General features: G+C 68.7%; 23 protein-coding genes, 1 pseudogene and 1 riboswitch. Of the genes and pseudogenes, 14 read left to right on the top strand and 10 right to left on the bottom strand.

What is annotated here, in order from left to right; translation table 11 throughout:
• Positions 1 to 32: 32 nt before the first annotated feature.
• Positions 33 to 1,319, top strand: a complete 1,287-nt coding sequence (locus FHS44_RS05435; RefSeq protein ID WP_184712735.1) for a sensor histidine kinase — start codon at positions 33 to 35, stop codon at positions 1,317 to 1,319.
• A 20-nt stretch (positions 1,320 to 1,339) separates the two neighbouring features.
• The gene (locus tag FHS44_RS05430) at positions 1,340 to 2,023 is read left to right on the top strand and encodes a response regulator (protein ID WP_184713447.1); all 684 of its coding nucleotides are present in this window, start codon (positions 1,340 to 1,342) and stop codon (positions 2,021 to 2,023) included.
• A 90-nt stretch (positions 2,024 to 2,113) separates the two neighbouring features.
• On the opposite strand, the gene FHS44_RS05425 is transcribed toward FHS44_RS05430, so the two are convergent.
• Positions 2,114 to 2,470 (bottom strand): DUF5335 family protein, encoded by a 357-nt coding sequence (locus FHS44_RS05425; protein WP_184712734.1) that lies wholly within the window; start codon positions 2,468 to 2,470, stop codon positions 2,114 to 2,116.
• Between the two features lie 92 nt (positions 2,471 to 2,562).
• A complete protein-coding gene (thiC, locus tag FHS44_RS05420) occupies positions 2,563 to 4,260 on the bottom strand; it encodes a phosphomethylpyrimidine synthase ThiC (protein WP_184712733.1) in 1,698 nt (565 codons plus the stop codon).
• A riboswitch (TPP riboswitch) is annotated at positions 4,255 to 4,366 on the bottom strand. Its footprint overlaps the gene before it by 6 nt.
• 185 nt (positions 4,367 to 4,551) lie before the next feature.
• Between thiC and FHS44_RS05415 the strand changes: the two genes are divergently transcribed.
• Both FHS44_RS05415 and FHS44_RS05410 read left to right on the top strand, forming a co-directional pair.
• A complete protein-coding gene (locus FHS44_RS05415; protein ID WP_184712732.1) occupies positions 4,552 to 5,136 on the top strand; it encodes a cysteine hydrolase family protein in 585 nt (194 codons plus the stop codon).
• A 12-nt stretch (positions 5,137 to 5,148) separates the two neighbouring features.
• A complete protein-coding gene (locus tag FHS44_RS05410) occupies positions 5,149 to 6,060 on the top strand; it encodes a GlxA family transcriptional regulator (protein ID WP_184712731.1) in 912 nt (303 codons plus the stop codon).
• A gap of 112 nt (positions 6,061 to 6,172) precedes the next feature.
• Here FHS44_RS05410 and FHS44_RS05405 read toward each other — a convergent pair whose 3' ends face one another.
• A complete protein-coding gene (locus FHS44_RS05405; RefSeq protein ID WP_184712730.1) occupies positions 6,173 to 7,054 on the bottom strand; it encodes a DUF4394 domain-containing protein in 882 nt (293 codons plus the stop codon).
• 469 nt (positions 7,055 to 7,523) lie between these two features.
• On the opposite strand from FHS44_RS05405, the gene FHS44_RS42255 reads away from it, so the two are divergent.
• Positions 7,524 to 8,762 (top strand): PucR family transcriptional regulator, encoded by a 1,239-nt coding sequence (locus FHS44_RS42255; RefSeq protein ID WP_184712729.1) that lies wholly within the window; start codon positions 7,524 to 7,526, stop codon positions 8,760 to 8,762.
• Positions 8,763 to 8,861: 99 nt separating this feature from the next.
• Here FHS44_RS42255 and FHS44_RS05395 read toward each other — a convergent pair whose 3' ends face one another.
• Positions 8,862 to 9,227: a hypothetical protein gene (locus FHS44_RS05395; RefSeq protein WP_184712728.1), complete on the bottom strand. Its 366-nt coding sequence runs from the start codon at positions 9,225 to 9,227 to the stop codon at positions 8,862 to 8,864.
• Between the two features lie 16 nt (positions 9,228 to 9,243).
• A complete protein-coding gene (locus FHS44_RS05390) occupies positions 9,244 to 10,743 on the bottom strand; it encodes an NsdA family TPR-like regulatory protein (RefSeq protein WP_184712727.1) in 1,500 nt (499 codons plus the stop codon).
• Positions 10,744 to 11,095: 352 nt separating this feature from the next.
• On the opposite strand from FHS44_RS05390, the gene FHS44_RS05385 reads away from it, so the two are divergent.
• From FHS44_RS05385 to FHS44_RS05365, 5 genes are all read left to right on the top strand, one after another.
• Positions 11,096 to 11,293 carry a hypothetical protein gene (locus FHS44_RS05385; RefSeq protein ID WP_221460340.1) on the top strand — a complete coding sequence of 66 codons (198 nt, stop codon included), beginning with the start codon at positions 11,096 to 11,098 and terminating at the stop codon, positions 11,291 to 11,293.
• Positions 11,290 to 11,547, top strand: a complete 258-nt coding sequence (locus FHS44_RS05380) for a hypothetical protein (RefSeq protein WP_184712725.1) — start codon at positions 11,290 to 11,292, stop codon at positions 11,545 to 11,547. The genes FHS44_RS05385 and FHS44_RS05380 overlap by 4 nt, the downstream gene beginning before the upstream one ends.
• 275 nt (positions 11,548 to 11,822) lie before the next feature.
• Positions 11,823 to 12,665, top strand: coding sequence for a radical SAM/SPASM domain-containing protein (locus tag FHS44_RS05375; protein ID WP_246435078.1), 843 nt, complete (start codon positions 11,823 to 11,825; stop codon positions 12,663 to 12,665).
• A 259-nt stretch (positions 12,666 to 12,924) separates the two neighbouring features.
• Complete coding sequence (locus tag FHS44_RS05370; protein WP_184712724.1) at positions 12,925 to 13,758, top strand: aminoglycoside phosphotransferase; 834 nt, start codon at positions 12,925 to 12,927, stop codon at positions 13,756 to 13,758.
• Positions 13,755 to 14,486 (top strand): AAA family ATPase, encoded by a 732-nt coding sequence (locus FHS44_RS05365; protein WP_184712723.1) that lies wholly within the window; start codon positions 13,755 to 13,757, stop codon positions 14,484 to 14,486. Before FHS44_RS05370 ends, FHS44_RS05365 begins: the two co-directional genes overlap by 4 nt.
• 8 nt (positions 14,487 to 14,494) lie before the next feature.
• Here FHS44_RS05365 and FHS44_RS05360 read toward each other — a convergent pair whose 3' ends face one another.
• Positions 14,495 to 15,169, bottom strand: coding sequence for an alpha/beta fold hydrolase (locus FHS44_RS05360; RefSeq protein ID WP_184712722.1), 675 nt, complete (start codon positions 15,167 to 15,169; stop codon positions 14,495 to 14,497).
• Positions 15,170 to 15,295: 126 nt separating this feature from the next.
• Here FHS44_RS05360 and FHS44_RS05355 point away from each other — a divergent pair, with 126 nt between their 5' ends.
• Complete coding sequence (locus FHS44_RS05355; RefSeq protein WP_184712721.1) at positions 15,296 to 16,258, top strand: GlxA family transcriptional regulator; 963 nt, start codon at positions 15,296 to 15,298, stop codon at positions 16,256 to 16,258.
• Here FHS44_RS05355 and FHS44_RS05350 read toward each other — a convergent pair.
• Positions 16,251 to 17,816 (bottom strand): succinic semialdehyde dehydrogenase, encoded by a 1,566-nt coding sequence (locus FHS44_RS05350; RefSeq protein ID WP_184712720.1) that lies wholly within the window; start codon positions 17,814 to 17,816, stop codon positions 16,251 to 16,253. The two genes, FHS44_RS05355 and FHS44_RS05350, sit on opposite strands and share 8 nt — an antisense overlap.
• Positions 17,817 to 17,902: 86 nt before the next feature.
• On the opposite strand from FHS44_RS05350, the gene FHS44_RS05345 reads away from it, so the two are divergent.
• Positions 17,903 to 19,948, top strand: coding sequence for a beta-propeller domain-containing protein (locus tag FHS44_RS05345; protein WP_184712719.1), 2,046 nt, complete (start codon positions 17,903 to 17,905; stop codon positions 19,946 to 19,948).
• 160 nt (positions 19,949 to 20,108) lie between these two features.
• A complete protein-coding gene (locus FHS44_RS05340) occupies positions 20,109 to 23,042 on the top strand; it encodes a M36 family metallopeptidase (protein ID WP_312863530.1) in 2,934 nt (977 codons plus the stop codon).
• Here FHS44_RS05340 and FHS44_RS05335 read toward each other — a convergent pair.
• On the bottom strand, positions 23,039 to 24,019 hold the full coding sequence (locus FHS44_RS05335) for a helix-turn-helix transcriptional regulator (protein WP_184712717.1): 981 nt from the start codon (positions 24,017 to 24,019) through the stop codon (positions 23,039 to 23,041). The genes FHS44_RS05340 and FHS44_RS05335 overlap by 4 nt on opposite strands.
• 96 nt (positions 24,020 to 24,115) lie before the next feature.
• Here FHS44_RS05335 and FHS44_RS05330 point away from each other — a divergent pair, with 96 nt between their 5' ends.
• Positions 24,116 to 24,538, top strand: a complete 423-nt coding sequence (locus FHS44_RS05330; protein WP_184712716.1) for a VOC family protein — start codon at positions 24,116 to 24,118, stop codon at positions 24,536 to 24,538.
• 66 nt (positions 24,539 to 24,604) lie between these two features.
• On the opposite strand, the pseudogene FHS44_RS42680 reads toward FHS44_RS05330, so the two are convergent.
• A pseudogene (locus FHS44_RS42680) lies at positions 24,605 to 24,859 on the bottom strand (helix-turn-helix domain-containing protein); the annotation flags it as partial.
• A gap of 50 nt (positions 24,860 to 24,909) precedes the next feature.
• Positions 24,910 to 25,437 carry an ATP-binding protein gene (locus tag FHS44_RS05325; protein ID WP_221460339.1) on the bottom strand — a complete coding sequence of 176 codons (528 nt, stop codon included), beginning with the start codon at positions 25,435 to 25,437 and terminating at the stop codon, positions 24,910 to 24,912.
• Positions 25,438 to 25,477 lie beyond the last annotated feature (40 nt).

The raw sequence follows: 25,477 nt of genomic DNA, 5'->3' as shown, positions 1-25,477 counted from the left end.
TTGAGGTGCTACGACCGGCGGGGGAACCCGTCATGCCGTCCCGCAGGTCGATCGTCACCGACGTGCTGCTGGCCCTCGCGCTGACCGTCCTCGCGTTGGTCGCGGCGGTGAACTTCCCCGGTGGGAACCGCGACGACCACGGCGCTCCGCAGCCCCTGGCCGGAGTCCTGCGGCTGCGTCCCGACGCGCCGAAAGGCGGTGCCGTACCGGCCGTGCCACCCGCCGTGGTGTTCGGCATCCACGACGAGGACGGCTCGGAGCCCACCTGGCCCAAGGTCTACGAGCCGCCCGCGATCCTGGTGGTGCTGACGGCGCTGCCGCTGGCGCTTCGGCGCCGTTTTCCGCTGACCGTCTTCTGGACGGTGCTGACCGCCGCGCTGGTCACCTACGCGGGCGCGACCTGGATCACCGTGCTGGCCTGCGCCGTCGCGGCCTACAGCGCCGTCGCGCACAGCCGCAACCGGGTGGCCGCGGTGGCCGGGCTGCTGCTGGCCGCCATGCTGGCCGGGGGTGCCTTCGAGGGCGTGGCCCCCCGGCTGCCCGGCTGGTTCGGTCCCTCGGCCCTGCTGCTGGGGGCCGGGGTCGTCGCGAGCCTCGTCCACGTCTGGCGGCAGCGGCTCAGGGCGAGCAGGCGCAGGATCGAGGAGCTGCGCCAGGCCCAGGAGGAGACCACCCGCAGGGCCGTCGAGGCCGAACGCGCCCGCATCGCCGGGGAACTCCACGACGTCGTGACCCACAATGTGAGCGTGATGGTGATCCAGGCCGGTGCGGCGCGCAAGGTGATGGGGACCGATCCCGGAATGTCGCGGGAGGCCATGCTCGCGATCGAGGCGAGCGGCAGGACCGCCCTGGCCGAGTTGCGGCACGTCATGGGCCTGCTCGCGGGTCCGGCGGGGGGACGCTACGCCGACCCCGGTGAGGGTCTCGAACCGCAGCCGGGGCTCGACCGGCTGAGCACCCTGGTCGAGCGGGTCCGTGCCGCGGGGACGCCGGTGGACGTCACGCTGTCGCCGCCTCCCGAGCCGCTGCCTCCCGGGATCGACCTGGCCGCCTACCGCGTCGTCCAGGAGGCCCTGACCAACACGATCAAGCACGCCTCGGGGGCGGCGGCGTCCGTCGTGATCCGCCACGACGGCGACTGGCTGAGGATCGAGGTCACCGACACCGGCGCCGGACGCCCCGCCCTCTCGGCGACCGGCGACGGCAGGGGGCTGATCGGCCTGCGCGAGCGGCTCGCCCTGTACGGCGGAAGCCTGGAGGCGGGGCCCCGGGGCCGTGGCTACCGGCTCGTGGCCCGCCTGCCCAGGACGACCTCGTGACCCGCCCTCCCGAGTGGTCCATGGACCGGCCGCCGCGCGTCGTCATCGCCGACGACCAGGCGCTGGTCCGCACCGGGTTCCGGATGATCCTCACCGCGGACGGCGCCGAGGTCGTCGGGGAGGCGGCGGACGGGGCCGAGGCGATCGACGCCGTACGGCGCACCAGCCCCGACGTGGTGCTCATGGACATCCGGATGCCGCAGATGGACGGCCTTGAGGCCACCCGGCGGCTCATGGCCGAGGAGGGGCAGGAGACGCGGGTGCTCATCCTGACCACCTACGACCTCGACCACTACGTCTACGCCGCCCTCGCCGCGGGGGCCAGCGGTTTCCTGCTCAAGGACGTCACCCCGGAACACCTGGTCTCCGCCGTACGGCTGGTGCGCACCGGGGACGCCCTGCTCGCGCCGTCCATCACCCGCCGCCTGGTCGAGCGGTTCGCCCGCCGTGAGGAGCGCGAGGAGGCGGGGACCGACGCGTCGCACCGTGACCTGTCCGAGCTGACGCCACGGGAGCTTGAGGTGCTGCGCCTGCTCGCCACCGGGCTGAGCAACGCCGAACTGGCCGAACGGCTGACGCTCAGCACGACGACGGTCAAGACGCACGTCGCGCGCATCCTGGCCAAACTGGGGCTGCGCGACCGGGTCCAGGCCGTTGTGCTCGCCTACGAGACCGGCCTCATCTCCCCGGGCGGACACGCCTGAACGTCCGAGGGGTACGGCGGCGCGGGCCGGGGAAGGGCGCCGCCGTACCGGATGGGGACCGGCCCCGCGACGAGAGCGGGGCCGGGCCTGTCACGCGGCGTGCCGGTGGATGGTGATGATCGTCTCGGTGCCCTCCCCGTCCACGACGTCGAAGACCCGTGGCGTCTCCGCCGAGACGGTGTCGGCGAGGATCTTCCTCGGGTGTTCGATGCCGTGGCGGAGCACCACCGGGTAGCGCGGGTCGCGTCCCCCGACGCCGACGGAGAAGATGTCGTCCCTGTCGTCGTACTCGATGTAGGCAAGGGGAAGCTTCTCCGCCTGGTAGAGGTCGCCGGACGAGGAGTCCAGCACCTCGATCGTCACCTCCGAGCCCTCGTACTGCTTCGTCAGGCCGTCCAAGAACGGGCGCCACTCCTCGCGCGGCACCTCGGGTCGTTCCTGAGCCATCTGCCAGCCCCTCTCGTCGGAAACGACAACCGCCTCTCTCCATGCTGGTCGGCTTCCGGTCCCACCACATCCCACGAACGGACGGGTCTGGCCTACTCCTCGCCCGGGGGTGAGGGCATGGGGAGGTAGACCTTTCCGCCCTCGTTCCTGAACTCCTCGGCCTTGGAGCGCATCCCGGCCTCGATGGCCTCGACGTCGGTCAGGCCGTTGCGTTCGGCGTAGGCGCGCACGTCCTGGGTGATCCGCATGGAGCAGAAGTGCGGACCGCACATGGAGCAGAAGTGCGCGGTCTTCGCCGGGGCGGCGGGCATGGTCTCGTCGTGGAAGGAGCGGGCGGTGTCCGGGTCCAGGGAGAGGTTGAACTGGTCCTCCCACCGGAACTCGAAGCGGGCCTGCGACAGCGCGTCGTCCCAGGCCTGCGCCCCGGGATGCCCCTTGGCCAGGTCTGCGGCATGGGCCGCAATCTTGTAGGCGATCACCCCCGCCTTGACGTCGTCACGGTCGGGCAGGCCAAGATGCTCCTTCGGGGTGACATAACACAGCATCGCCGTGCCGTACCAGCCGATCATCGCCGCGCCGATGGCCGAGGTGATGTGGTCGTAGCCCGGCGCGATGTCCGTGGTCAGCGGCCCCAGCGTGTAGAACGGCGCCTCGGAGCACAGCTCCATCTGCAGGTCGACGTTCTCCTTGATCTTGTGCATGGGCACGTGCCCCGGCCCCTCGATCATGACCTGGCAGTCGTGCTCCCAGGCGACGTGGGTCAGCTCCCCCAGCGTGCGCAACTCGGCGAACTGCGCCTCGTCGTTGGCGTCGTAGATCGAACCGGGCCGCAGGCCGTCGCCGAGGGAGAACGTCACGTCGTAGGCGGCGAGGATCTCGCACAGCTCCGCGAAGTTGGTGTAGATGAAGTTCTCCGCGTGGTGGGCCAGGCACCAGGCCGCCAGGATCGAACCGCCCCGGGAGACGATGCCCGTCTTGCGGTTCGCGGTCAGCGGCACGTAGGCGAGCCGTACGCCCGCGTGCACGGTCATGTAGTCGACGCCCTGCTCGCACTGCTCGATCACGGTGTCGCGGAAGACCTCCCACGACAGGGCCTCGGGTTTGCCTCCCACCTTCTCAAGCGCCTGGTAGATCGGCACCGTACCGACCGGGACCGGGGAGTTGCGCAGGATCCACTCGCGGGTCTCGTGGATCCGCTTCCCGGTGGAGAGGTCCATGATCGTGTCGGCCCCCCAGCGGGTGGCCCAGCGCATCTTCTCGACCTCCTCCTCGATCGAGGAGGACACGGCCGAGTTGCCGATGTTGGCGTTGACCTTCACCAGGAAGTTGCGCCCGATGATCATCGGCTCGCTCTCCGGATGGTTGACGTTCACCGGCAGTACGGCCCGGCCCCTGGCGATCTCGTCGCGGACGAACTCCGGCTCGACGCCCTCGCGCAGCGCGACGAACTCCATCTCCGGTGTGATCTCCCCGCGTCTGGCACGGGCCAGCTGGGTCTGCCGCGTCGGGTGGGACAGCGTTCCGCCGCAGGACTCCCTCCCTCCACAGGCAAGCGTCTCCCCGGCCTGTCGCCAGGCCGATCTGAGCGGCGGCAGCCCCTTCTCCGGGTCGGTGTCGTACTCCGGATCGGTGTACGGCCCCGAGGTGTCGTACAGGACGACGGACGATCCGTCGGTCAGCGAGATCTCGCGCATCGGCACACGGATGTCCGGCCGCGAGCCGACAAGATAGACCTTCCTCGCATTCTGGTTCTGGGCAGCGTTCTGGACATTCTGGGCAGGTGGCACCATAGGACAACTACTCCCTACGCCGGCATTACCCGGTCAGGTTCAGCGGTCGGCAGCGGCGGTAGCTGCCCTCTCAGCCCGGTTGCCCCGAGCTCCCGCGTTGGCATACGTGCCGAACTGAGATCATCCTCAGTTCGCGCCCCAATGATGCCCCATTCACCTTTCTGGGGCTACCTTCTGTCCTCTTGTGGCTATTTTGTGTACGGCGTGCGGGCGAAGCTTCTGACCAGATCGATCCGCAGGCTGACCAGGTGATGCCTTCAGCTCGGGACGCCACGTTGCCACTCTGAGGGCATGCCCAGCGCCCTCATCGCCATCGACGTCCAGAACTCCTTCCTCCACCTCCCCGACTGGCAGTACACCTCACGACCGGACATCGTCTCCCAGGTCAACCGCCTGGCCGCAGCGGCCAGGGACGCGGGGGACGAGGTCGTCTGGGTGCTCGGCTCGCGCCCAGGATCGGGCTCCGTCTTCGACCCGGCCCGAGGATTCGTCCGCCTGATGGACGGCGTCGAACCCCTCCCCGGCGAGCCGGTCCTCACCAAGACCGCGCACAACGCCTTCACCACCACCAACCTCCAGCAGTACCTCACCCAGCGCGGCATCAGGAAGCTGACCATCTGCGGCATCCGGACCGAGCAGTGCTGCGAGACCACCACCCGCATCGCCTCCGACCTGGGCTTCGAGGTCGACTTCGCCATCGACGCCACCGCGACCACGCCGATCCCGCACCGCTCCGCCCCCGACGGCCTGTCCTTCCCCGACCTCATGCGGGACCCCCGCACCCTCGGCGTGGACCAGATCACGGCCCGTACCGAATACGCTCTTTCAGGTCGTTTCGCCACCATCAGGACCGTGGACCAGCTCACCGGAAACTAGGAGGTGCCGGTCATGCCGAGAGTCGTCTTCCTGCTCATCCCGCAGGTGCACCTCCTCGACGTGGCCGGACCCGCCCAGGTCTTCTCCACCGCCGACGACCTCGGCCACCCGCACACGCTCACCTACGTCGCAGAGGACGACGAGGTCGCCACCGTGCAGGGGCTGACCCTGCGAGCCGAGACCAGTTGGCCGTCCCTGACCCCCGACGACCTGGTCATCGTGCCCGGCTGGCGCGGCCCGACCCGCCCCGCGAGCCAGCAGGCCCTGCGCCACCTGCGCGAACACCACGCGTCCGGCGGTACGGTCGCCAGCGTGTGCGCGGGTGCCGACGCACTGGGCCGCGCCGGGCTGCTCGACGGCCGCCGCTGCACGACCCACCACGCCGTCCAGGACGAACTCGCCCGCCTCTACCCCCGCGCGGTGGTCGTCAAGGACAGGCTGTACATCGAGGACGACCGGATCGTCACCTCGGCGGGCGTGGCCAGCGGAACCGACATGGCCCTGCACCTGATAACCACCCGCCACGGCCCGTACGCCGCGGGACAGGTCGCCCGCGCCATGCTCGTCCACACCCACCGCGACGGTACGGCGGAGCAGATCAGCCCACTGCTGCGCTGGCGCTCACACGTGGACGACACCGTCCACCGCATCCAGGACCTGATCGAGGTCCGCTTCACCGAACGGCTGCCGCTGAGCCTGCTGGCCGAGGCCGCCGGATGCAGCGAACGTACGGTGACCCGCCTGTTCAGCCAGGCCACCGGCCTCACCCCCCTGGCCTACCAGACCGCCCTACGCCTGGAACGCGCGGAACACCTCCTCGGCCGGGGAGCCACCGTCGAAACCGCAGCCCGCGCCGTAGGCTTCGTCGACGCCCGAATGCTCCGCAGACTCCGCGCCCGCACGGCGCCTTCCGCCGGTCGGTGAAGCCGATCGTCGCACTGTTGGTGCTACGGATTCACCACGCACCGGACGGCATGGATGAACCCGCGCCGGCGGGACCGGCGCGGGCTGGCCATCGCTGGCCGGACGAGGCGTGTCAGGACGCGTCGAGAGCGAGGGCGATGTCGGTGACGGACAGGGGGAAGACTCCGACCTGGGTGGCGGCACCGGTGAGCAGGTCGACCGTGTTGAGCGTCGCGTCGCCGTTCGGGAGGACAAGGGTGGCGTAGGCCGAGTTCGAGACGGTCTTGCCGTTGCTCAGCTTGCTGAAGATGTCGAGGCCCGCGTTGACGCCGACAGACGTGCCGAGTGCACCGGTCGGGGCCAGCAGGCCGTTGTTGGCCGGTGACTGGACGACGACCTGGGCGGTCGCCGTGTTGATGTCGAACAGGGTGGTCGAGGTGGCGCCGTTGAGGTCGTTGTTGGTGTAGGCGGCGGCGGTGACTCCGGTGATCGCCGGGGCACCCGGAGCGGAGCTCAAGGAGTAGTCCGACACCGTCGCGCCGTTGCCGAGATTGTGCCGCAGGTTCTGGCCGGTGTTGCTGATCACGCGCAGCCGGTCGGCGGCGGGATTGAAGTCGACGTCGAAGGTCGTGCCGTTCAGCCCGACGCTGAGCTGGGAGACCTTTGCGACGACCACCTCGGGGACGCTGGGGCTCGGGAGCGAGATCGTGTAGATGCCGCCCTGGTTGCCGACGGCGTAGAACTTACCGTCCTGCACACGGAAGTCGATTCCGATGACGACGGTGTCGTTGACCAGCCCGGTGATCTTCCTGACCCAGTCGAGTTCTTCGGGATTGTCTGTCTTGAACGCGGCCATCAGCTTGCCGTCATTGAGGATGCCGAACGCCTGCAGCGAGGTGGCCGCGTTTGGAGTGGGGCTTGCCGCCGAACTGGCCCCCGCAGGCCCGACGGCGATCGCCGTCGCGGCCGCCAGTGCGATCGCCGCGGCGACTCCTCTTTTGATCCGTCCCTGCATTGGTTCCTCCCCATCGAGTTGTGCCGGAAAATTCAGCCGGCAGCCCTTCGCCTGGGCTCACCGACGCTGCCAGCGGCAACAGAATGGCCTGGAGATGGGAGCACTGTCGTCGTGACATGTGTGGAAGTGCTCTGCCGCGGCCAAGGGGAAATTGTCATTTCTCGCAAGCCGTTACGGTTATGTGACTCGACTTTGAGCAAGGCTCGCGATGGCGCCGATCCGGTCTTCACTTATGCGCTTTATGGCTACGCGAATCGCCCGGTAAGAGTTGTTGTGCCGCGACCACAATGTTGTGTTATCGCCGTCGCCCCGGCCCTATGGCCACCCGGATCGTTCGTATGGTGGGCGTCACGTCGTGGCGGGTTACCATAAGGACGCTCTCGGCCAATTCGGACAAACCTGGCCAAAGGATTTATTCGCTGGTGTGGTGCGTGTGATGCCGCCCGCATAAAGGGAGAGACCGATCGGCGTGAGCGATCTTTTGCGGTTGTTGATGAAACGATCCGACGCCAATGCGCGAGCGGAAGTGAGCGCGTACATACGTGAGCTGCCGGAGTATCGCAGGGAGACCGCCAACTCGCGGGCGTACGCGGAGACGCTGGATTACGCCGTCTGGTTTCGCCGACGCACGATCGAGTGCGTCAGCGAAGATCAATCGCTCGTGGCGGGGGACCTGTCCTTCATCGGGAGCATCGGTCAACAGCGTGCGCGGCATGGGTTCTCCGTTCATACGGCACGGCGTGTGCTGACATTGCACGCCAATTTGATGCTCCGCGAGTTCTACGACGCGGCCGAAGGTCAGGACGTACAGGAACTGCTGCACCTGTTGTCGTGGTTCGGCACCCAGGGCACGCCAGGCACCGCCGCCTATCTCCAGCCGTACATGGACGAGGAGCAACTGCGCCTTTCGCTGGCGACTCGGGTGCGCACGCTCACCCAGCTACTGCTCACCGGCGACGCCACCGCCCCTGACCTCGCGCGCAGCCTGGGGGTCGGCCTGCACGACCACTACCTGGTGGTCATCGTCAGGGTGCCGAGCCGGTTGTTCGGCCCAACCGACACCGCTCACGACGATCTCATCGCGAGCGTGTTCAAAGACCACCTCGTACCACTGTCCTGGCAGCAACCGGACGAGTTACTCGCCCTGGTGCCGCACGACGGCTCCGTGTCCCTGTCCCCCCTGTCGTTGTCGCCCATGACGTCCGACGGAGACCGGCTCATGAGCCTGGTCCGCGAGATCGTGGAACGGGTGGGCCGACCATGCGCGGTGGGGACGGCCGCCGGCCCGATGAACGCCCTGAACAGGACGGCGGACCTGGCACGACGCGTGGCCCATGTCGCACCGTTGGAGACCGCACCGCGAACCCTCTCCGGAGTCGCCGACGTGTTCGTCGAACTCGGTGCCGCACAACTCACCGAGGTCGACGGCTGGTTGCGTGAGATCGCCTGCCGCCTGGCAAACGGCCCTGACCTGGTGATGACACTGGACGCCTACTACCGCGCCGACATGAACCGGCTCGCCGCCGCGACCGCCCTGCACATCCATCCACGAACGCTGGACTACCGCCTGCGACGCGTCCGCGACCTGGTCAACGTCGACCCCGGCTCGGTGCGCGGTGTGCGGATCTTGAGCACCGTCGTCGCCCGGATACTGGCCGGTGCCTGGCCTCAAGCCCAGGGGCCGGTTCCTCCCGCCCCGGCGTTCTGAGCGCCCTGGCATTCTGAAGTGCCGCATCGACCTCGCGGGCAGCGGTGCCGGACTCTCCATCCGCCCCACCGCCCTGGATACCCGGGACGTGCCTGACGGTCAGGACTCCAGCTCGATGCGTTCGAAGATGTCGGCGTCGGTCTGCCGTTGCCATTCGGGGAGGTCGTCCCAGTCGGCGACGTAGGACGGCTTGGGGTCGGGGATGTGCTTGTGGATCTGGGCGATCCAGCACAGGGCGACGAAGCGCCCCTTCTGCTCACGGGTGAGCTTGCCGGTGTTTCCATCGCTGACCCTGATGAAGTCGGCCACCTGCCCGTAGACCGCCGTGGCGGCCTCGCGCTCCCAGTCGGGGGTCTGGTCCCACGGCGTGACGTAACCGGGCTTCGGCTCACCGGGAAAATGCTTCAGAACACCGGCGATCCAGGCTTCCCGAAAAACACGGCCATTCTCGTTCGGGGTGCTCATCGCGAAAACCTCTCGTTCAGACGGAACCGGACAACTGAGAGTGACGGGCGGTGCGGAGTTCTTCGTGGAACTGGCGTACCTGCGGTTGTTTGGGCCATTGCCGCATCAGGGTGTCGGCGAGGTTGTCGAGTTCGGTCATGACGTGTTCTGAGGCGGATCTGCGGGCGTCGGTCAGGGCGCCGAGTCCGGCGAAGGCCGCCGCGTCCGGTTCCTGGGCGGCGGCGTGGGCGGCGCCAAGGCGGGTCAGGTAGACAGCGCGGTCTCTGCGGTGTGAGGTCGGAATGGTGGTGATCCTGCTCTGCAGGATGGTGACCGCTCGTCCGGGCTGTCCCGCGTCCACGTAGCAGGTGGCGCGCTGCATGTCGGCGAAGTCGCCGGTGAAGAACCTCAGGTAGGGCGGGTCGGTCTCGGTGCGTCCCGTGGTGATCAGTTCGGTTGCCTCGTCGAGGTGGGCGGCGGCCACCGTGCCGGTGAGCGCGTGTCCGCGTGCCTCGTAGGCCTGGGCGATGCCGCGCAGCACCGGAGGGATCGTCCAGGAGGCGTTGCGGACTGCCATGGTGAGGTCCATCGCGCGGGTGTGGTCTTTCCTGTCGAGAGCCAGGCTCGCCGTACGGATCATCATGTAGGCAGCCATGGAGGTGTCCCCGGCTTCCATGGCCCAGGTGGTCGCGCGGTTGGCCCACTGCTGGCAGCCGTTCAGGTCGGCGCTCTCGCGCAGGAGCCAGCTGATGTGCTCGGCGTACTCGCTCTGGATCCGCCGCAGTTCCTGGCGTGCGACGCCGGGAGTCTCCTGGCGGGCCTTTTCGATGCCGTGCAGTTCGCGCTGGAGCACGGAAAGGTGGGCGGCCGGGGGCAGCAGGTGGTGACCGGCCTGGTGGGCGTTGAGGACATGCCGGTAGTAGGTGGCGCCTCGTGCGGTGCCGGAGGCCGTCACCGGTTCGGCCAAGGCGGCGCCTGGGACCAGAGCCGCCAGCCCGCCCGCAGCCAGTAGTTCGGTGAATTCACGACGGGAGAGTTTCACGGCGACAATCCCTTCGCCGGTCGGGACATCAAAAGTGATGACCGTGGCGTCATCGGCTTTTCCAGGGTAGCTGTCGCTTTCCACTGTCAACAGGACGTCGGCCAGCAGTTCACCGATTTCCGGAGGCGGCAGCGGCAGCTTCCGGTGCGGGCCGAGGAGAAGGTCGTCGACCAGGCACCTGTACAGGCTCGCCAGCCGTACCAGGTCCTCGTAGGAGGGCGGCCGGGCCGAGGCGGACGACTCGGAGCCCGGCCCCTGCCAGCACTCCCAGTAGGAGACCTGCTTGAAGGTCTTGGGAGGGTCACTGGGCCATTTCCTGTTGTACAGCTCGGCCACCTCGGCCTGGGTGAGGCCCGTGGCGTGCCGGAAGGCCATCAGCGGAGTGACGCCGAACCGTTCGGCCATCACCGCCGCGATCTGCCGGGTCGGGACTCCGCGCTGTTGCAGTATCCGGCGCAGTTCCCTAACCTGGCGACGACCACCCGCGGCATCCATTCGGATATGTCCCTTTTTCTTTATGGGTGAACAGACCAGAACCGACCGTACGCCGTTGATGGCTCTTCGTGCTCCCCTTGTCGCGGGGAATTTCGAGTATTACCGCTCCCCCTTCGCCGGGGTGGGAAAGCGCTTCGTTTCGCTGTTCCGTACAGGGTGTTCACCACTCTCACCCGGAGCGACGAATGATCCTCACCACCACCTACCACGATCAGACGACCATCAGTCGTGACCGCCCAACCAGCGCGGCTGAGGGGATGACGCCGTGATCGGGCGGCATCGGGACGGGCAGCCTGTGACGGCGGTCTACCGGAGGGTGTGGGACGGTCCGGCTCGGGCTGAGGCTGAGGCGTTGGGAAGTGCCTCGCCGGGGTGGACGGTGCTCTACAGCCTGAGCCAGCGTCGCTTCCATGCCTTCTGCGCCTGGCCCTCCCCCCAGCCGGTGACCCTCAGCGACGACACCGTCGAGGGACTGGAGGAACGGATACGCGAGGCCGAGACGCTCCTGATCTCCGAAGGTCTGCCGCATTCGTCGGGGAGCGCGGCATGATGCCGTTGAGCTGCGATGCCGTACGGCAGGCTCATCCTGGGCGGCTGGTCTTCCACAACCCGGCGACCGGCGTGTGGAGCGCCTACCGCAGCAGGCCGTACCCCGGGGACGTGTCGCCGGTGCGGGCAGGCTTCATGGACGCAACCCTGGGCGCCCTGGCTTCCCTGCTGGTTCCGCCGAGCATCAGGGACGTCGCCGCAACTCGCGCCCTCCGCACCCGGCCACCCGGACTGCGCAGGTTGCCGCGCTCCTGAGGCCGGTACGGCGGGCAGGAGGAACTCGCTGCCCGCCGTACCTCATGAACGTGCGGTTCAGGTTGGAGGGACCTGGGCCGCACACCTCCGCAAGGCGGTTCTCACACACTCGGAACATCCGGCGTGTTGGGGAAGGTCGAACCGCCTCGCGCCGGTCCCGGATCGCAGCGGGACCGGCCTCCTCCAGGGTGCCCGGCTGGATGCTCCCCGGCTCGGGCCGGGCACCCCCACCCTCTCACCTTCACCGCCGTACCGCCCTCGGAACGGGGATCACCATGACCGAGTACGAGCAACGTCTGATCAGTCTGCTCGTCGGCACGCACCTCGGCTGGCGCTACGAGGCCCGTGCCCTGCCCCGACTGCCCAGATCGAACATCTCCATCATCGCCTCTTCCGGAGAAGACGTGAAACGCAGCACGCTCAAGTTCGCATGGTGGGAGATCACCGGCAGGTGCCAGCTCGCCTGTGATCACTGTTATGCATCGTCGGGCCCCAACGGGAGCCAGGGAACCATGACCGACGCCGACTGGCGACGGGTCATCACCCAGACGCGGGAAAGCGGCGCGGAAATGGGACAGTTCATCGGCGGCGAGCCGACACTGCACCCGAGCCTCTCCGACCTCGTCGCCCACGCGCTCGACACGGGAATGGAGGTTGAGATCTACACCAATCTCGTGCACGTCACCCCGGCCATGTGGGAGACGTTCCAGCTTCCTGGAGTACGGCTGGCCACCTCCTACTATTCCGACCATCCCGAAGAACACAGGTTGATCACCAAGCGTCCCTCCCTCAGGGCGACGACAAGAAACAGCGCCCGTTTACGAGAACTCGGTATCCCGCTCCGCGTAGGAGTGGTCGAGGTTCTTGAAAGACAGCGGTCCCGGCAGGCCGTCGATATTCTGAAACAGCTCGGCATTTCCGAAGTCGGCTACGACAATCTCAGGGAGGTGGGGCGCGGAGTTCGGGAGAACGGCCCTGATGTCGAACAGCTCTGCGGTCGCTGCGGGCAGGGACAGATCGCCGTCTCCCCGACGGGAGAAGTGTGGCCGTGCGCGTTCTCCAGATGGATGCCGCTCGGTAACGTCCGTCAGGATTCTCTGATGGATATCGCTCGGTAGCGAGCGATTCTCCGAGGTCACGGAAAGTCTGCGGGACGTGTTCAGTGCCCGCGCCACCTGCGGACCAGATCACTGCGCGCCGAGGTGTGGTCCCTCCTGCTCTCCGGCATGCACCCCGCAGGGCATGGGACAGCCCTGCGTACCGAACAAGGGATGCGGCCCCAGCTACGGCGTGTGCAACCCGGACGATCGACTGTGCAACCCTGACAGGCAGTGCCGTCCCAACAAGTGCCGCCCCACCAGCTAGGAAGATCGTGGAATGACCGGATATCACGGGCAGCGCGCGTTTCTGAGCCGCATCCTCCATGAGGGAGCGGAGCGGCTTGGCGTGAGCCCTGTCGGCGATGTGGTGTTCGGCTGGCGGGATCGCACCATCGGATCGGCCGCCGACAGAGATGGCGGCCGGTTCTGGATACGTGCCACCGGTGAGCACCGGGACTGGACACGGAACGAGGCGTGGACCGGCAACCGCGACGCCGCCGGGATAACCGGTCTCCCGAAACCCGATCTCATAGCCTCGACGGAATGGTACGAGGAGCCGGTCGCCATATCCGTTGAGTTGATGACCTATGTCCCGGACAGGCCGTGCTCGCCGACTGCCGAGTTGACCGAGGCGTTCAACGTACCCGACGTGTGGTGGCACGACCTCAGATCGGCGCTCGACAGCCTGACCTCGCATCCCACCGGCCGGGGTCTCCGTGACGCGGACGCCTGGGTGCGTGATCTGGAGAGACTGTACGAACGACCGATCAACCTGCCCGCCCCGACGCTCGGCACCGAACACGGGGACCTTCACTGGGCCAACCTCACGCAACCCCGGTTGTGGATCCTGGACTGGGAGTACTGGGGTCTCGCCCCGGTCGGATATGGAGCCGCGCTCCTCTACCTGCACAGCCTCCTCGTTCCCGAGACGGCCGCGCGGGTGTGGGAGGTGTTCGCCGATCTGCTTGACACACCGACGGGTCAGGTCGCCCAGCTCAGCGCCGCCGCTCACGTGCTTGGGCGGGCACATCGTGTGGACGACTATCCCGAACTCCAACATCCTGTACGGCGCCACGCCATGCGGATCCTGAGCCGAGGAGGGAGGGGATGAGCTTGTTGCTCACTCGGTTGAGTGCCAGGCGGGCGCCTGAGGGGTGGGCGGCGGCCGTACCGGCCATAAGGCAGCTTGTTGAGGAGGGGCTTGAGGTGACCACGCCTGTCACCTTTCTTGTCGGGGAGAACGGCTCGGGCAAGTCGACTCTCGTCGAGGCCGTTGCCGATGTGTGCCGGGTCAACTCGGAGGGTGGCAAGGCGGGCACCATGTACTCCAGCACCGGGCCCGCCACACCGCTTGGGGAGGTGCTCGACGCCGAACTGACCTCGAAGGGGCTACGGCTCGTCCACGGGCCGAGGTTGAAGCGGCGGGTGTTCTTCCTGCGGGCGGAGACGCTGTTCAACCTGGGGCAGAACGTGTCGGGCAGGTACGGCTTCTGGGAGCAGGACCTGACCCGGCAGTCCCACGGGGAGGGGTTCCTGACCGTCCTTGAGCGGATGGTCTCCGGCCCCGGGCTCTATCTGATGGACGAACCCGAGGCGGCGCTGTCCTTCGCCTCCTGCCTGCGCATGATGGCGTTGATGAAGCGGGTGGCCGGGGAGGGCGGGCAGATCATCTGCGCCACCCACTCGCCCATCCTCTCCAGCCTTCCTGGCGCGCGGATCCTCGAACTCGGCGACGACGGCATCCGGGAGACCGAGTGGGACCGTCTCCAGGTTGTCGATCACTGGCGCCGCTTCCTCACCAGGCCGGACCTGTATCTGCGGTACGCCCTGGAGGACTGACGGCCTCGTCAGCCTGAGGCCGCGGCCAGCAGGATCTTCAGGAGGGGGGCGGGGGCGTCTCGCATGATGTTGTGGCCTGAGGTCAGGGCGTGGGTGCGCCAGGTGGGGTCGTCACGTAGGCGTTCGTGGAGGGCGGTGAAGGGGGACTCGCCGTCCCATTCTGTGGCGTAGACGTAGTCCCTGCTGCGGTAGCGGTCGAGGCCGCCCTCCAGGCGGACCGCCTGGAGCAGGGAGGCCAGGGGGTGCGGGGTCGCCCGGGGGTCGAAGAAGGGCAGCGGGGCGCTGGTGTAGCCGGTCTCGCCCACGCCCGAGAGGTACCAGCCGCGTTCCCGCTCGGTGACGAGGGACCAGCACGAGTCGCCGTTCTCGGGGACCACGGCGTCGACGTAGACCAGTCCGGCCACGCGATCCGGCACCCGGTCCGCGGCGCCCGTGATCACCACGCCGCCGTAGCTGTGGCCGACCAGCACGGCGTCGGTGACCTGCTCGTCCACCAGGCGGTTCACGACGTCGTCGATGTGGGTGTCGAGGTTGACCGTGGCGGTGAGCAGGTGTCTGCGGTCCCCCACGCCGGTGAGGGTCAGAGGGTAGGCCTGGTGTCCGTGCTCGCGCAGCTTCCTGGCCAGCGGTTCGAAGGTCCAGGCGCCGTGCCAGGCGCCGGGGACGAGGACGAAGGTGGTCATCGTGATGCTCCCTTGAAGATTCGGTCTGCGGGGGAACCATCCCCGCTGCCCCGTCGGGAGCAAGGCTTTCGCGTTCCGCCAGGACGGACGAGTGGCAACAATGCCAATATATGGAAGGATCCTGCCATGCATCGTGTCCTGGTCCTGGCCCTCGAAGGTGTCTATCCCTTCGAGCTCAGCATCCCGATGCGGATCTTCGGCACGGCCGTCGGTCACGACGGGGAGCCGCTGTACGAGGTCGTCACGTGCGGCCTGGACGGTGGGCCGGTCACCACGAGCGCCGACTTCGCCATCACCGTGGCCCACGGAAGCGAGGCGCTCCGGTCCGCGGACACCCTCGTCATCCCGCCGTTCGCCTACGGTCCCGACAGGGAACGGGACCGGCTGCCCGACGCGCTGCGCCAGGCCCTCGCCCTGCTGCCGGACGACGCCCGCATCGTCTCGATCTGCGCGGGCTCGTACGTCCTCGCCGCCGCGGGCCTGCTCGACGGCCGACCCGCGACCACGCACTGGAACGAGGCCGACCACTTCCAGCGGTCCTTCCCTCAGGTCCAGGTGGACGCGAACGTCCTGTTCGTCGATGACGGGCGGATTCTCACGGGAGCGGGGGTCGCCGCGGGCATCGACCTCTGTCTGCACCTGGTGCGCCGCGACCACGGCAGTGAGATCGCCAACCGGGTGGCCAGGCTCTGTGTGGTGCCCCCGTGGCGGGAGGGCGGACAGGCGCAGTACATCGACAACCCGGTGCCTGAGCCGTCGGCCGCGACCACGGCGGCCACCCGCCACTGGGCCCTGCGACAGTTGCACCGGCCGCTGACCCTGGCCGAGTTGGCGGAGAACGCCGGGATGAGCGTCCGGACGTTCTGCCGCCGGTTCCACGACGAGATGGGCATGCCGCCGGGTCAGTGGCTCACCCGGCAGCGGGTCGAGCACGCGCGGCGGCTGCTGGAGACCACCGACCTGCCGGTGGACCAGGTCGCCGCCCACGCGGGCTTCGGCACCGCCGCCTCGCTGCGCCAGCACCTCACGGCCACCATCGGGGTTCCGCCCTCGACCTACCGCCAGGCGTTCCGGGGGCCGTCTACTTGAGGTGGAACCTCTTCATGGTCTTCAGGAGGCCGGTGAGGGTGTCGGCGTATTTGTCGTAGGTCATCCCGAGGATGGGTTCGAAGCCGAGCCAGGAGGCCTGGCTGGCGATGGTCTGCACCTCGGTGAACTTCAGCAGGCCCTCGGCGCCGTGGCGACGGCCGAGGCCGGAGGACTTCATGCCGCCCATGGGCGCGTCGTAGGAGGCGTAGGCCGAGCCGTACCCCTCGTTGAGGTTGACCGTGCCTGCCTTGATCCGGGCGGCCAGGGCGCGGCCACGGGCCAGGTCGCGGGTCCAGACGGAGGCGTTGAGGCCGTAGGCGGTGTCGTTGGCCCGTTCGACAGCCTCGTCGTCGTCGCCGAAGCGGTAGACGGAGACGACGGGGCCGAAGGTCTCGTCGCGGCACAGCGCCATGCCGTCCTCGACGCCGCTCAGGATCGTAGGCTCGTAGAACAGCGGGCCGACGTCGGGGCGTGCCTTCCCGCCGGTGAGGACCTTGGCGCCCCTGGCGACGGCGTCGTCCACGTGGGCTTCGACGGCGTCGAGCTGGCGGCGGGAAGTGAGCGAGCCCATCTGCACGTCCCAGTCGAGCCCGGAGCCGAGCTTCATGTTCCTGGTCTGGCGGACGAACCTGTCGACGAAGGCGTCGTAGACGCTGTCGTGCACGTAGAGCCGCTCGATGGAGATGCACAGCTGCCCGGCGTTGGTGAAGCAGGCGCGCAGCGCGCCCTGGGCGGCCAGGTCGAGGTCGGCGTCGTCGAGCACGACCATCGGGTTCTTGCCGCCGAGTTCGAGGGAGCAGCCGACCAGCCGGGAGGCGGCGGCCTCGGCGATCTTCCTGCCGCCCCGGGTCGAGCCGGTGAAGGCCACGTAGTCGGCCTCGGCGATCAGCGGGTCACCGACCTCGTCGGGGTCGCCGAGGACGACCTGCCAGATGTCGCGGGGCATCCCGAGGGAGACGAGCAGGTCGATCGTCCACAGCGTGGACAGGGCGGTCTGGGTGTCGGGCTTGTGGACCACGGCGTTGCCCGCGAGCAGGGCGGGGACGAGGTCGGTCACGCCGAGGGACAGCGGGTAGTTCCACGGGGAGATCAGCGCGACGACGCCCTTGGGGTGGCGGGTCTCGGTCACCTTGGTCGCCAGGGGGAAGATGCCCGCCCTGCGCCGGGGAGCCAGCAGCGAAGGTGCGCGCCGTACGTAGTGGAGCGTGCAGCCCGCGACGTCGAGCACCTCCTCGAAGGCGTGCCTGCGGGCCTTGCCGGTCTCCCACTGGACCACGTCGAGGATCTCCTCGCGCCGATCGAGGATGGCGTCGTGCAGGCGCAGGAACGGCCTGGCCCGCTCGTGCGCCGGCAGCGCCGCCCATTCCCGCTGGGCCGCGCGGGCCTTGGCGTAGGCGGTACGGACGTCCTGCGCGGTCGAGACGGGCATATCGGCGAGGGGTTCCTCGGTGAATGGCGCGACGACCGTGCGGGTTCCTCCGCTGGAGGTCACCTGCTGGACGACGCGTGCGATCATCGCCGGGTCGAGGGTCCGGTTTGCTCCGACAGTGACAGCCATGCTCGGAGGATATTCCCGGCGAACCTCGCTGGCTACCAGGCAGTAATGGCATGAACCGGACGCGACGGCGATCCGTGGTAGGTGGCATGAGGACATCCATTCGTACGGCGGGCGCCGTCACCCTCGCCGCCGCGTTGTTCACCACGGGGTGCAGCGGTTCGACGGGGTCGGCGGGCGAGGCGGGCCGTACGACACCGGTCGTGGAGCTGGGGAAGGTCAAACTGGTCTCCTACAGCGGCTGCGACGACATGCTTGCCGGGCTACGGAGGGCGGCGGCCAAGAACGTCGGGCCGTGGGGACTCGGCCCCCCGCAGATCATGTACGCCGAGGCCCGTTCCGACGTCTCCTCCCAGGCCAAGGCGGTTGGGTCAGGGCAGGAGCACTCGACCACGAACACCCACGAGGCCGGGGTCGACGAACCCGACCTGGTCAAGACCGACGGCAACCGGGTGATCACGGTGAACCGCGGCGTGCTGCGGGTGATCGACGCCGCGACCAAGAAGATCACCGGGACGCTCAGGCTGGTGAGCGCCGAGCAGGCGTGGGCCCCGGCCGACCTGCTGATCAGCGGGGACAGGGCGCTCGTGCTCTTCTCCGGCGGCGGGATCATCCCCTTCGGCGCCATGGCCAAGCGGGCGGCGAGCCCGGGACCGCGATACGTGCTCGTCGATCTGTCCGGGGAGCCGAAGGTCATGGGCTCGATCACCCCGAACGGCTCGCACGTGGACGCCAGGATGGTCGGTTCGACGGTGCGGATCGTGGTCCGCAGCCAGCCGGAGATCGTCTTCCCCGACCTGGGTCCCAAGCTCACCGAGCAGGAACGGACCTTGAAGAACAGGGAGATCGTCAACAGGGCGCCGATCTCGGCGTGGCTGCCGACGTTCGAGACGGCCGACGCCAAGGGCGTGGGCGTCAAGGGGTCGGTCAAGTGTGAGCAGGTCAGCCACCCCGACGACTACACCGGCACCTCGCTGCTGACCGTGCACACCCTCGACCTGGCGCAGGGTCTCACCGACACCGCACCGATCAGCGTTGCCGCCGACGGTGACACGGTGTACGGCACGGGCACCAGCCTTTACGTGGCCAGCAACCCGCGCTGGTGGTGGTGGCCGAGGCCGGTCGACGACGTCGTCCCGGCTCCCGCCGAGAGCGATTCGGGACAGGCCCCGCAGGTCGAGCCGACCCCGGGCGACCCCTCGGCTCCCCCCGTCGATCCGTCGGCTGATCCGAGTCCCGCTCCCGAGAAGACGCCGGAGCAGCCGCCCGAGGAGACCGAGGTCCACCGGTTCGACATCACGGCGCCGGGTGCGCCCCGGTATGTCGCCTCGGGGAAGGTGCCGGGCCGCCTGCTCAACCAGTACTCCATGTCGGAGTACCAGGGTCACCTGCGGATCGCGACGACCACGAACTCCGCGGTCGGCCCCTCCACCGAGAACAGTTCGAGCGCCGTCTACGTCCTGAAGGACGACACGCTGGACAAGGTCGGTGAGATCGGTGGCCTCGGCGCCGGGGAGCGGATCTACTCGGTGCGGTTCATCGGCCCGGTCGGCTACGTGGTCACCTTCAAGCAGGTCGATCCGCTCTACACGATCGACCTGAGCGACCCGGCCAACCCGAGGAAGACCGGCGAGCTGAAGATCACCGGCTACTCCGCCTACCTGCACCCGGCGGGCGACGGACGGCTGATCGGCATCGGCCAGGAGGCCAACGCCAAGGGCCGCACGCTCGGCACCCAGGTCTCGCTCTTCGACGTCAGCGACCCGGCCAATCCGCGCCGTCTGTCGCAGATGTTCCAGAAGGACTCGGGTTCTGAGGCCGAGTGGGACCCGCACGCCTTCCTGTACTGGGCCAAGACGGGCCTCGCCGTACTGCCGCTGAACACGTGGGACGGTACGGCGAACACCACCGGCTCCGCGCTGGTTCTCAAGATCGACGACTCCGCGGTCACGAAGACGGGGTCCGTCGTCCACCCGAAGCCGAAGCCGGTGAAGAAGGGTGAGCCGATCCTGTTCGATCCGACCGTACGGCGCGCGGTCGTCATCGGGGACGGGCTGTGGACGTTCTCCGAGCAGGGGGTGAAGGTCAACGCCATGGACGGCCTCGCCGAGCAGGCGTGGATCCCGTTCGACTGACGACGTGAAAGCCCGCCCCTTCCCGGGGCGGGCTTTTACACGGACATATCCCCCTTTACAAGATCTTGTCAGGACACTTCGGAGGGTGTTACCTCTTGCGCAACGCACGTGACCCACGTGACGTATGGCCAACGACGGCCAACTCTGCGCAGGAGGATCGGTGTCGACCAAACCCTGGTTACGCATCACCGTCATCGCGGCCGCGACAGCGGCGCTCGCACTCCCCCTCCCTGGCCTCGCCCAGGAAACCCCGTCGGGATCCGCCCAGCAGCCCAGGGCGCACGACTTCCAGGCCGAGGAGCACGAGAAGCCCGACCTGGACAACCGCAGGGGCAGCGTGCCCCCGCCCACTTCCCTGGCCCCGCCCTCGGGCGCGACGGTCCGCTGGAACGCCCTGGGCACCCCGGCCGTCGTCACCGGCGCGCTGGACACGGCAGTCGGGGTCGTACCGCTCGCCGAGGGTCTCGGCGCCGACCCTGAGCGGGCCGCCCGCGCCTACCTCAAGGCCAACGAGCCGCTCTTCGGCCTGTCCGCCGGAGAGGTCGACGCCCTGGAGAAGGTCGCGGTCAACCCCATCGGGGACGGCCACGCCGTACTCCTGCGGCAGAAGTTTGGCGACCTGTCCGCGGGGGTGGACGGGCAGGTGGCGATCGGCGTGGTGGACGGCAAGGTCCTGCACGTCACCTCGACCCTGGCCCGGTCGAGCGCGCCGCCGCCCGCAGCCAGGATCACCGAGCAGCGGGCGCTCGAAGTCGCCGCGGCCGACGGCGCGATCGACCTGGCGACCGCGAGCGTGAAGAAGGTCACCCTGGTCGCGGTGCCCGCCCCCGACGGGACGCACAGCGCCTTCCAGGTCACCCTGATCGGCTCCGGCCAGGGCGAGGCCACCGCCTACACCACCCACGTGGACGCGGTCAGCGGTGAGATCCTCACCCGCGAGAACCTGGTGGACCACGACTTCCAGCCGGACAACCCGCGTTGGAAGGCCTTCACCGCCAACCCTCCGGCCGACTACTCCTCGGCCGACACCCGGCTGACCTGGTGCCTCAGGCCGGGACGTGGCTGTGACCTGGCGCCCGTCGCCGACGCCGCGACCGGCAAGGCCTGGGACGTGAACCACACCACGGGCACGCCGACCGGCACCAGCGTCGGCAACTCCGCCAAGACCTTCGAGAACCGCGCCAGCGGGGACCCGTACACCGTCGGCACCCGCAGCAACGTGGCCACACCGAACCGCGAATACTCCTACCCGTGGACCAACACGTGGTACAAGGCCAAGTGCGACCCGGCCACCTTCGACAAGCCGGGTGAGGCCGACCTCGAAGCCGCCATCTCCAACCTGCACGTCATGCACAACCGGATGCACGACTGGTCCTACCGGCTCGGTTTCACCGAGACCGCGTGGAACATGCAGGACGACAACGGCGACCGCGGCGGCCTCGGCGGCGACCCCGAGCAGGGCAACGCCCAGGCGGGCGCCAGGGACCTGACCGTGCGCGACAACGCCAACCAGATCACCGGCCCCGACGGCCTCGCGCCGATCACCAACATGTATCTCTGGCAGCCCATCGCGGGCTCGTTCTACGCGCCCTGCGTGGACGGCGACTACGACATGTCGGTTATCGGGCACGAGTACACCCACGCCATCTCCGGCCGCATGATCGGTGGCCCCGACGCCGGGTGGAGCGGCGCCCAGGCGGGTGCCATGAACGAGAGCACCTCCGACCTGTTCGCCATGGAGTACCTCTTCGAGAACGGCTTCCGCCCCGCGGGCGACACGCCGTACGTCACGGGTGGCTACGTCACCGGCGACAAGAAGGCGGGCATCCGCAACTACGACATGTCGCAGTCTCCGCTGAACTACAGCGACATCGCCTACGACCTGGTCGGGCAGCAGGTGCACGCCGACGGCGAGATCTGGACCGCCACCCAGTACGACGTGCGCCAAGGCTTCATCGACAGGTACGGCAAGGGCACCGCCGCCCAGCAGCGGGCCTGCGCCGAGGGCAGCCTCGCCGTCAACCGCTGCCCGGGCAACCGGCGCTGGGCGCAGGTCTCCTTCGACGCGCTGTTGCTGATGGCCTCCGGGGCGGTCAGCTACGTCGACCACCGGGACGCGCTGCTCGCGGCCGACGCCATCCGCTTCGGCGGCCGGGATAAGGACGTCATGTGGCGGGCCTTCGCCGAACACGGCCTCGGCAAGGGCGCGACGAGCAACGGCCCCAACGACCCCGACCCGACGCCCAGCTTCGTCAACCCCGCGGGCAAGAACGGCAAGGTACGGCTCAGCCCGCTCGTCAGCAGCAGGGACGCCAAGCTTCGCCTCTACGTGGGCGACTACGAGGGCCGTGCCGTACCGGTGGCCGACACCGACCCCGCCACCCCGCTCGGCGACACCGCGGAGCTGACCCCCGGCACCTACGACTTCCTCGTGGTCGGTGAGGGCTTCGGCCACACCCGCCTCAAGTTCACCGTGCTGCCCGGCGCGACGCTTCCCCTGCCGCTGCTGCTGGAGAGGAACCACGCCTCCGCCGCCCTGGGCGCGACGGCCTCGGGCGACGGCGTGAACCAGGCCAAGCTGATCGACGAGACCGAGGCCACCGACTGGGCCTCGCTCACCGGACCGGTCAAGGGCAAGTCGGTGACCGTGGACCTGGCCGGGACCGCGCCGGTCACCGTCCGCAGGGTCCAGGTCAGCGCCCTGCTGCGGCCCAACATCAACGACCCCGCCGACCCCGGCGGCCAGAACCGCTTCAGCGCCCTGCGCGCCTTCGAGGTGCTGGCCTGCGACGTGACCAAGAAGAAGGACTGCTCCTCCCCCGCGTCGTACTCGGTCGTCTACACCAGCCCCGCCGACGCCTTCCAGACCCGCCTGCCGCGCCCCCGCGCCTCGGACCTGATCATCAAGTCCTTCCGCATCCCGGCGACCACGGCGACCCACCTGACCCTGCGGGCCGTCTCGACCCAGTGCACCGGCAACCCGCTCTACGCCGGTGAGCAGGACAACGACCCCAACTCCGCGACCGACTGCGCCACCGCCGCTCCCCTGAGGGACCAGCTCCGCGCCGCCGAGTTCCAGGCCTTCTCCCGCTAGCCCGTACGGCCCCCGCCCTGCTCAGGGGTGGGGGCCGTCCTGGCAGCGGTGGCGTAGCGGTGGGCCAGGAGCGCGAAGGCGTCCCTGAGGTCGGCCGGGCCGACGACCTCGATGTCGGCGTCGAACCTGCCGAAGGCGGCGGCCAGCGCGGTCCAGGACCACGAGCCGAGGACGAGCCGGCAACGGTCAGGGCCGAGCTCCTCGACCACCCCGTCGTGGGTGTGGCGGGACACGACGGCGGCGGGCAGGTCGAGAATCACCTCACCCCGGCAGGGCCAGCCGACGGTGCCGTCGGACCCCCGGAACCTGCCGGTCACGAAGGCGGCGACGTCCCCTCCCGGCAGTTGACGGGGAGAGAAGCGAGGCCCCGTGGGAGTGCGCGGGCTGATCCGGTCGGCGCGGAAGACGCGCCAGTCGTCCCGGTCGAGGTCCCACGCGACGAGATACCACCGCCCACCCCTGGCGACGAGGTGGTACGGCTCGACCCGGCGCGTCTCCTGTGAGGTGTAGGTGAAACGCAACACCTCCCGGGCGTGTACGGCGGCGCCGAGCGCCATGAGCACGTCGCCGCTGACCTGGGGAGTGCCCGGCCGTTCGACGGCGGTGACCTGAAGACCGTCGACGCGGTGGCGCAGCCGTACGGGCATGACCTGGCGGACGGTGTGCAGCGCGCGGACCGCGGCTTCCTCGACGCCGACGCCGGAGGTGGTGGCGAGCTGGAGCGCGACGGCCAGGGCGACGGCCTGGTCGTCGTCGAACAGCAACGGGGGCAGTTGGGTGCCCGCGTCGAGCCGGTATCCACCGTCGGGCCCCTTGAAGGTCGCGATGGGGTAGCCGAGCTCGCGCAGCCGCTCGACGTCGCGGCGCACGGTGCGCGGGCTGACCCGCAGCCGCTCGGCCAGCAGCGCCCCCGGCCAGTCCCTGCGGGCCTGCAGCAGCGAGAGCAGCGCCAGCAGCCGCGCTGAGGTTTTCTGCATGGATGCCATCGTGCCGTGAGAAGCGGTCAAACCCTGTCCGCTTCCTCTGTGACCGTGGTCGTGAGCACCACCACCCAGAGATCAGGGAGCCTTCTCATGTCCGTCAACACCGCGATCCACCTTAACTTCCGGGGCGACGCCCGCGAGGCGCTCACGTTCTATCAGTCGGTTTTCGGTGGAGACCTCGCCGTCGTCACGTACGCGGACGCCGGGAACACGCAGGAGCCGACCGAGGCGAACCAGGTGATGTGGGGCCAGGTGATCGCCGGGAACGGCTTCCACGTGATGGCCTACGACGTCCCCTCACACCTGCCGTGGGACCGGGGACGGAACTCCTTCTTCGTCTCCCTGCGCGGCGAGACCGCCGAGGAGGTCACCGCCTACTGGAAGAACCTCTCCGAGTCCGCCACCATCGTGCACCCCCTGGCCCCCTCCCCGTGGGCCCCCCTCTACGGAATGCTCGAAGACCGCTTCGGCGTCGTCTGGGTCGTGGACGTCGCGAACGAACACAACGGATAACCAGATGCTGACTCTCGTCGGGTCTTTCTCGCATCCGATGAGAAATTGTCTGCTGGCCAGGAGTTCCCCGTTCGCCTGAAGTGCTCGGTCGAGTGCCGTCGCCACGGTCAGGCTTGGATTTCGGCGTCCGTTCTCGAGATCGGAGATGTGGGTTTTTCCGCAGTTGGCCCGGCGGGCCAGTGCGCGTACCGAAAGATCGGTGCGCAGACGCAGGCGCCGGAGCACCTCACCGAATGTCTCCGTGCCCACACGACACTCCTGCTCTTCCGAGGTTTTCTGAAAGGCGACAAAGGGGTGGCCGCCTGCCGTACGAGAAGCCATATGAGGCCGTACGGCGGGCGGCGGGAACGGGCGGTAGTGATCAGAGGACGTCACGCGGCCCGTTGTCTTCTGGCGACGAAGATCTCGTACGCCGAGGGGGCGTCGTCCGTCCGAGGCAGGGCCGCCCACACGAGGCGCCCCTGCCTGTCGTCCAGGAGGCTGCTGCCCCACCGGCCCCCGCAGATGATCGAGACCAGGTGGAGGCCCCGGCCCGCGGGAGCGCACACGTCCTGGACGTCCGTGACCCGTGGGGCGTCGAAGAGCGAGCCGGGATCGTGGACCTCCACGACGAGAAGATCCCTGGTGGTGACCAGCCGGAGGCGGATCGGCGTCCGCCCCCTGTCCGCGTGGACCACGGCGTTCGTGACGAGTTCCGAGACGATCAACAGGACGTCGTCCTTCGCGGGGTGATCCTGGCCGATGAGGTCCAGCGCCCTGGCTCTGGCCGCCCCCGCCGACGCGGTGGTCTTCTCCAGGAGGACCTCTCCGAGCGGCGTTTCTTTCCATGTGAAGTGTCCGTTATTAATTGGTATCACCTCGCTCGTCCAGCCCGCCCAGTGATAGCACCAAAGTTCCATCGGCCCTGTACGACCAGATCCGAACCTGCGCCTTTTGTTT

The sequence above is a fragment of the Streptosporangium saharense genome, assembly GCF_014203715.1.
Classification (GTDB): Bacteria; Actinomycetota; Actinomycetes; order Streptosporangiales; family Streptosporangiaceae; genus Streptosporangium; species Streptosporangium saharense.
This window is presented reverse-complemented; position numbering and strand designations above follow the sequence as displayed.

Bases quoted from the DNA above. Each gene is read 5' to 3' on its own strand.
- FHS44_RS05390 (WP_184712727.1), bottom strand. From the start codon at position 10,743: ATGGATGCCGCGGGTGGTCGTCGCCAGGTTAGGGAACTGCGCCGGATA.
- FHS44_RS05375 (WP_246435078.1), top strand. From the start codon at position 11,823: ATGACCGAGTACGAGCAACGTCTGATCAGTCTGCTCGTCGGCACGCAC.
- FHS44_RS05405 (WP_184712730.1), bottom strand. From the start codon at position 7,054: ATGCAGGGACGGATCAAAAGAGGAGTCGCCGCGGCGATCGCACTGGCG.
- FHS44_RS05370 (WP_184712724.1), top strand. From the start codon at position 12,925: ATGACCGGATATCACGGGCAGCGCGCGTTTCTGAGCCGCATCCTCCAT.
- FHS44_RS05330 (WP_184712716.1), top strand. From the start codon at position 24,116: ATGTCCGTCAACACCGCGATCCACCTTAACTTCCGGGGCGACGCCCGC.
- thiC (WP_184712733.1), bottom strand. From the start codon at position 4,260: ATGGTGCCACCTGCCCAGAATGTCCAGAACGCTGCCCAGAACCAGAAT.
- FHS44_RS05350 (WP_184712720.1), bottom strand. From the start codon at position 17,816: ATGGCTGTCACTGTCGGAGCAAACCGGACCCTCGACCCGGCGATGATC.
- FHS44_RS05355 (WP_184712721.1), top strand. From the start codon at position 15,296: ATGCATCGTGTCCTGGTCCTGGCCCTCGAAGGTGTCTATCCCTTCGAG.
- FHS44_RS05325 (WP_221460339.1), bottom strand. From the start codon at position 25,437: ATGGAACTTTGGTGCTATCACTGGGCGGGCTGGACGAGCGAGGTGATA.
- FHS44_RS05380 (WP_184712725.1), top strand. From the start codon at position 11,290: ATGATGCCGTTGAGCTGCGATGCCGTACGGCAGGCTCATCCTGGGCGG.
- FHS44_RS05430 (WP_184713447.1), top strand. From the start codon at position 1,340: ATGGACCGGCCGCCGCGCGTCGTCATCGCCGACGACCAGGCGCTGGTC.
- FHS44_RS05435 (WP_184712735.1), top strand. From the start codon at position 33: ATGCCGTCCCGCAGGTCGATCGTCACCGACGTGCTGCTGGCCCTCGCG.
- FHS44_RS05395 (WP_184712728.1), bottom strand. From the start codon at position 9,227: ATGAGCACCCCGAACGAGAATGGCCGTGTTTTTCGGGAAGCCTGGATC.
- FHS44_RS05360 (WP_184712722.1), bottom strand. From the start codon at position 15,169: ATGACCACCTTCGTCCTCGTCCCCGGCGCCTGGCACGGCGCCTGGACC.
- FHS44_RS05365 (WP_184712723.1), top strand. From the start codon at position 13,755: ATGAGCTTGTTGCTCACTCGGTTGAGTGCCAGGCGGGCGCCTGAGGGG.
- FHS44_RS05345 (WP_184712719.1), top strand. From the start codon at position 17,903: ATGAGGACATCCATTCGTACGGCGGGCGCCGTCACCCTCGCCGCCGCG.
- FHS44_RS05335 (WP_184712717.1), bottom strand. From the start codon at position 24,019: ATGCAGAAAACCTCAGCGCGGCTGCTGGCGCTGCTCTCGCTGCTGCAG.
- FHS44_RS05410 (WP_184712731.1), top strand. From the start codon at position 5,149: ATGCCGAGAGTCGTCTTCCTGCTCATCCCGCAGGTGCACCTCCTCGAC.
- FHS44_RS05425 (WP_184712734.1), bottom strand. From the start codon at position 2,470: ATGGCTCAGGAACGACCCGAGGTGCCGCGCGAGGAGTGGCGCCCGTTC.
- FHS44_RS05415 (WP_184712732.1), top strand. From the start codon at position 4,552: ATGCCCAGCGCCCTCATCGCCATCGACGTCCAGAACTCCTTCCTCCAC.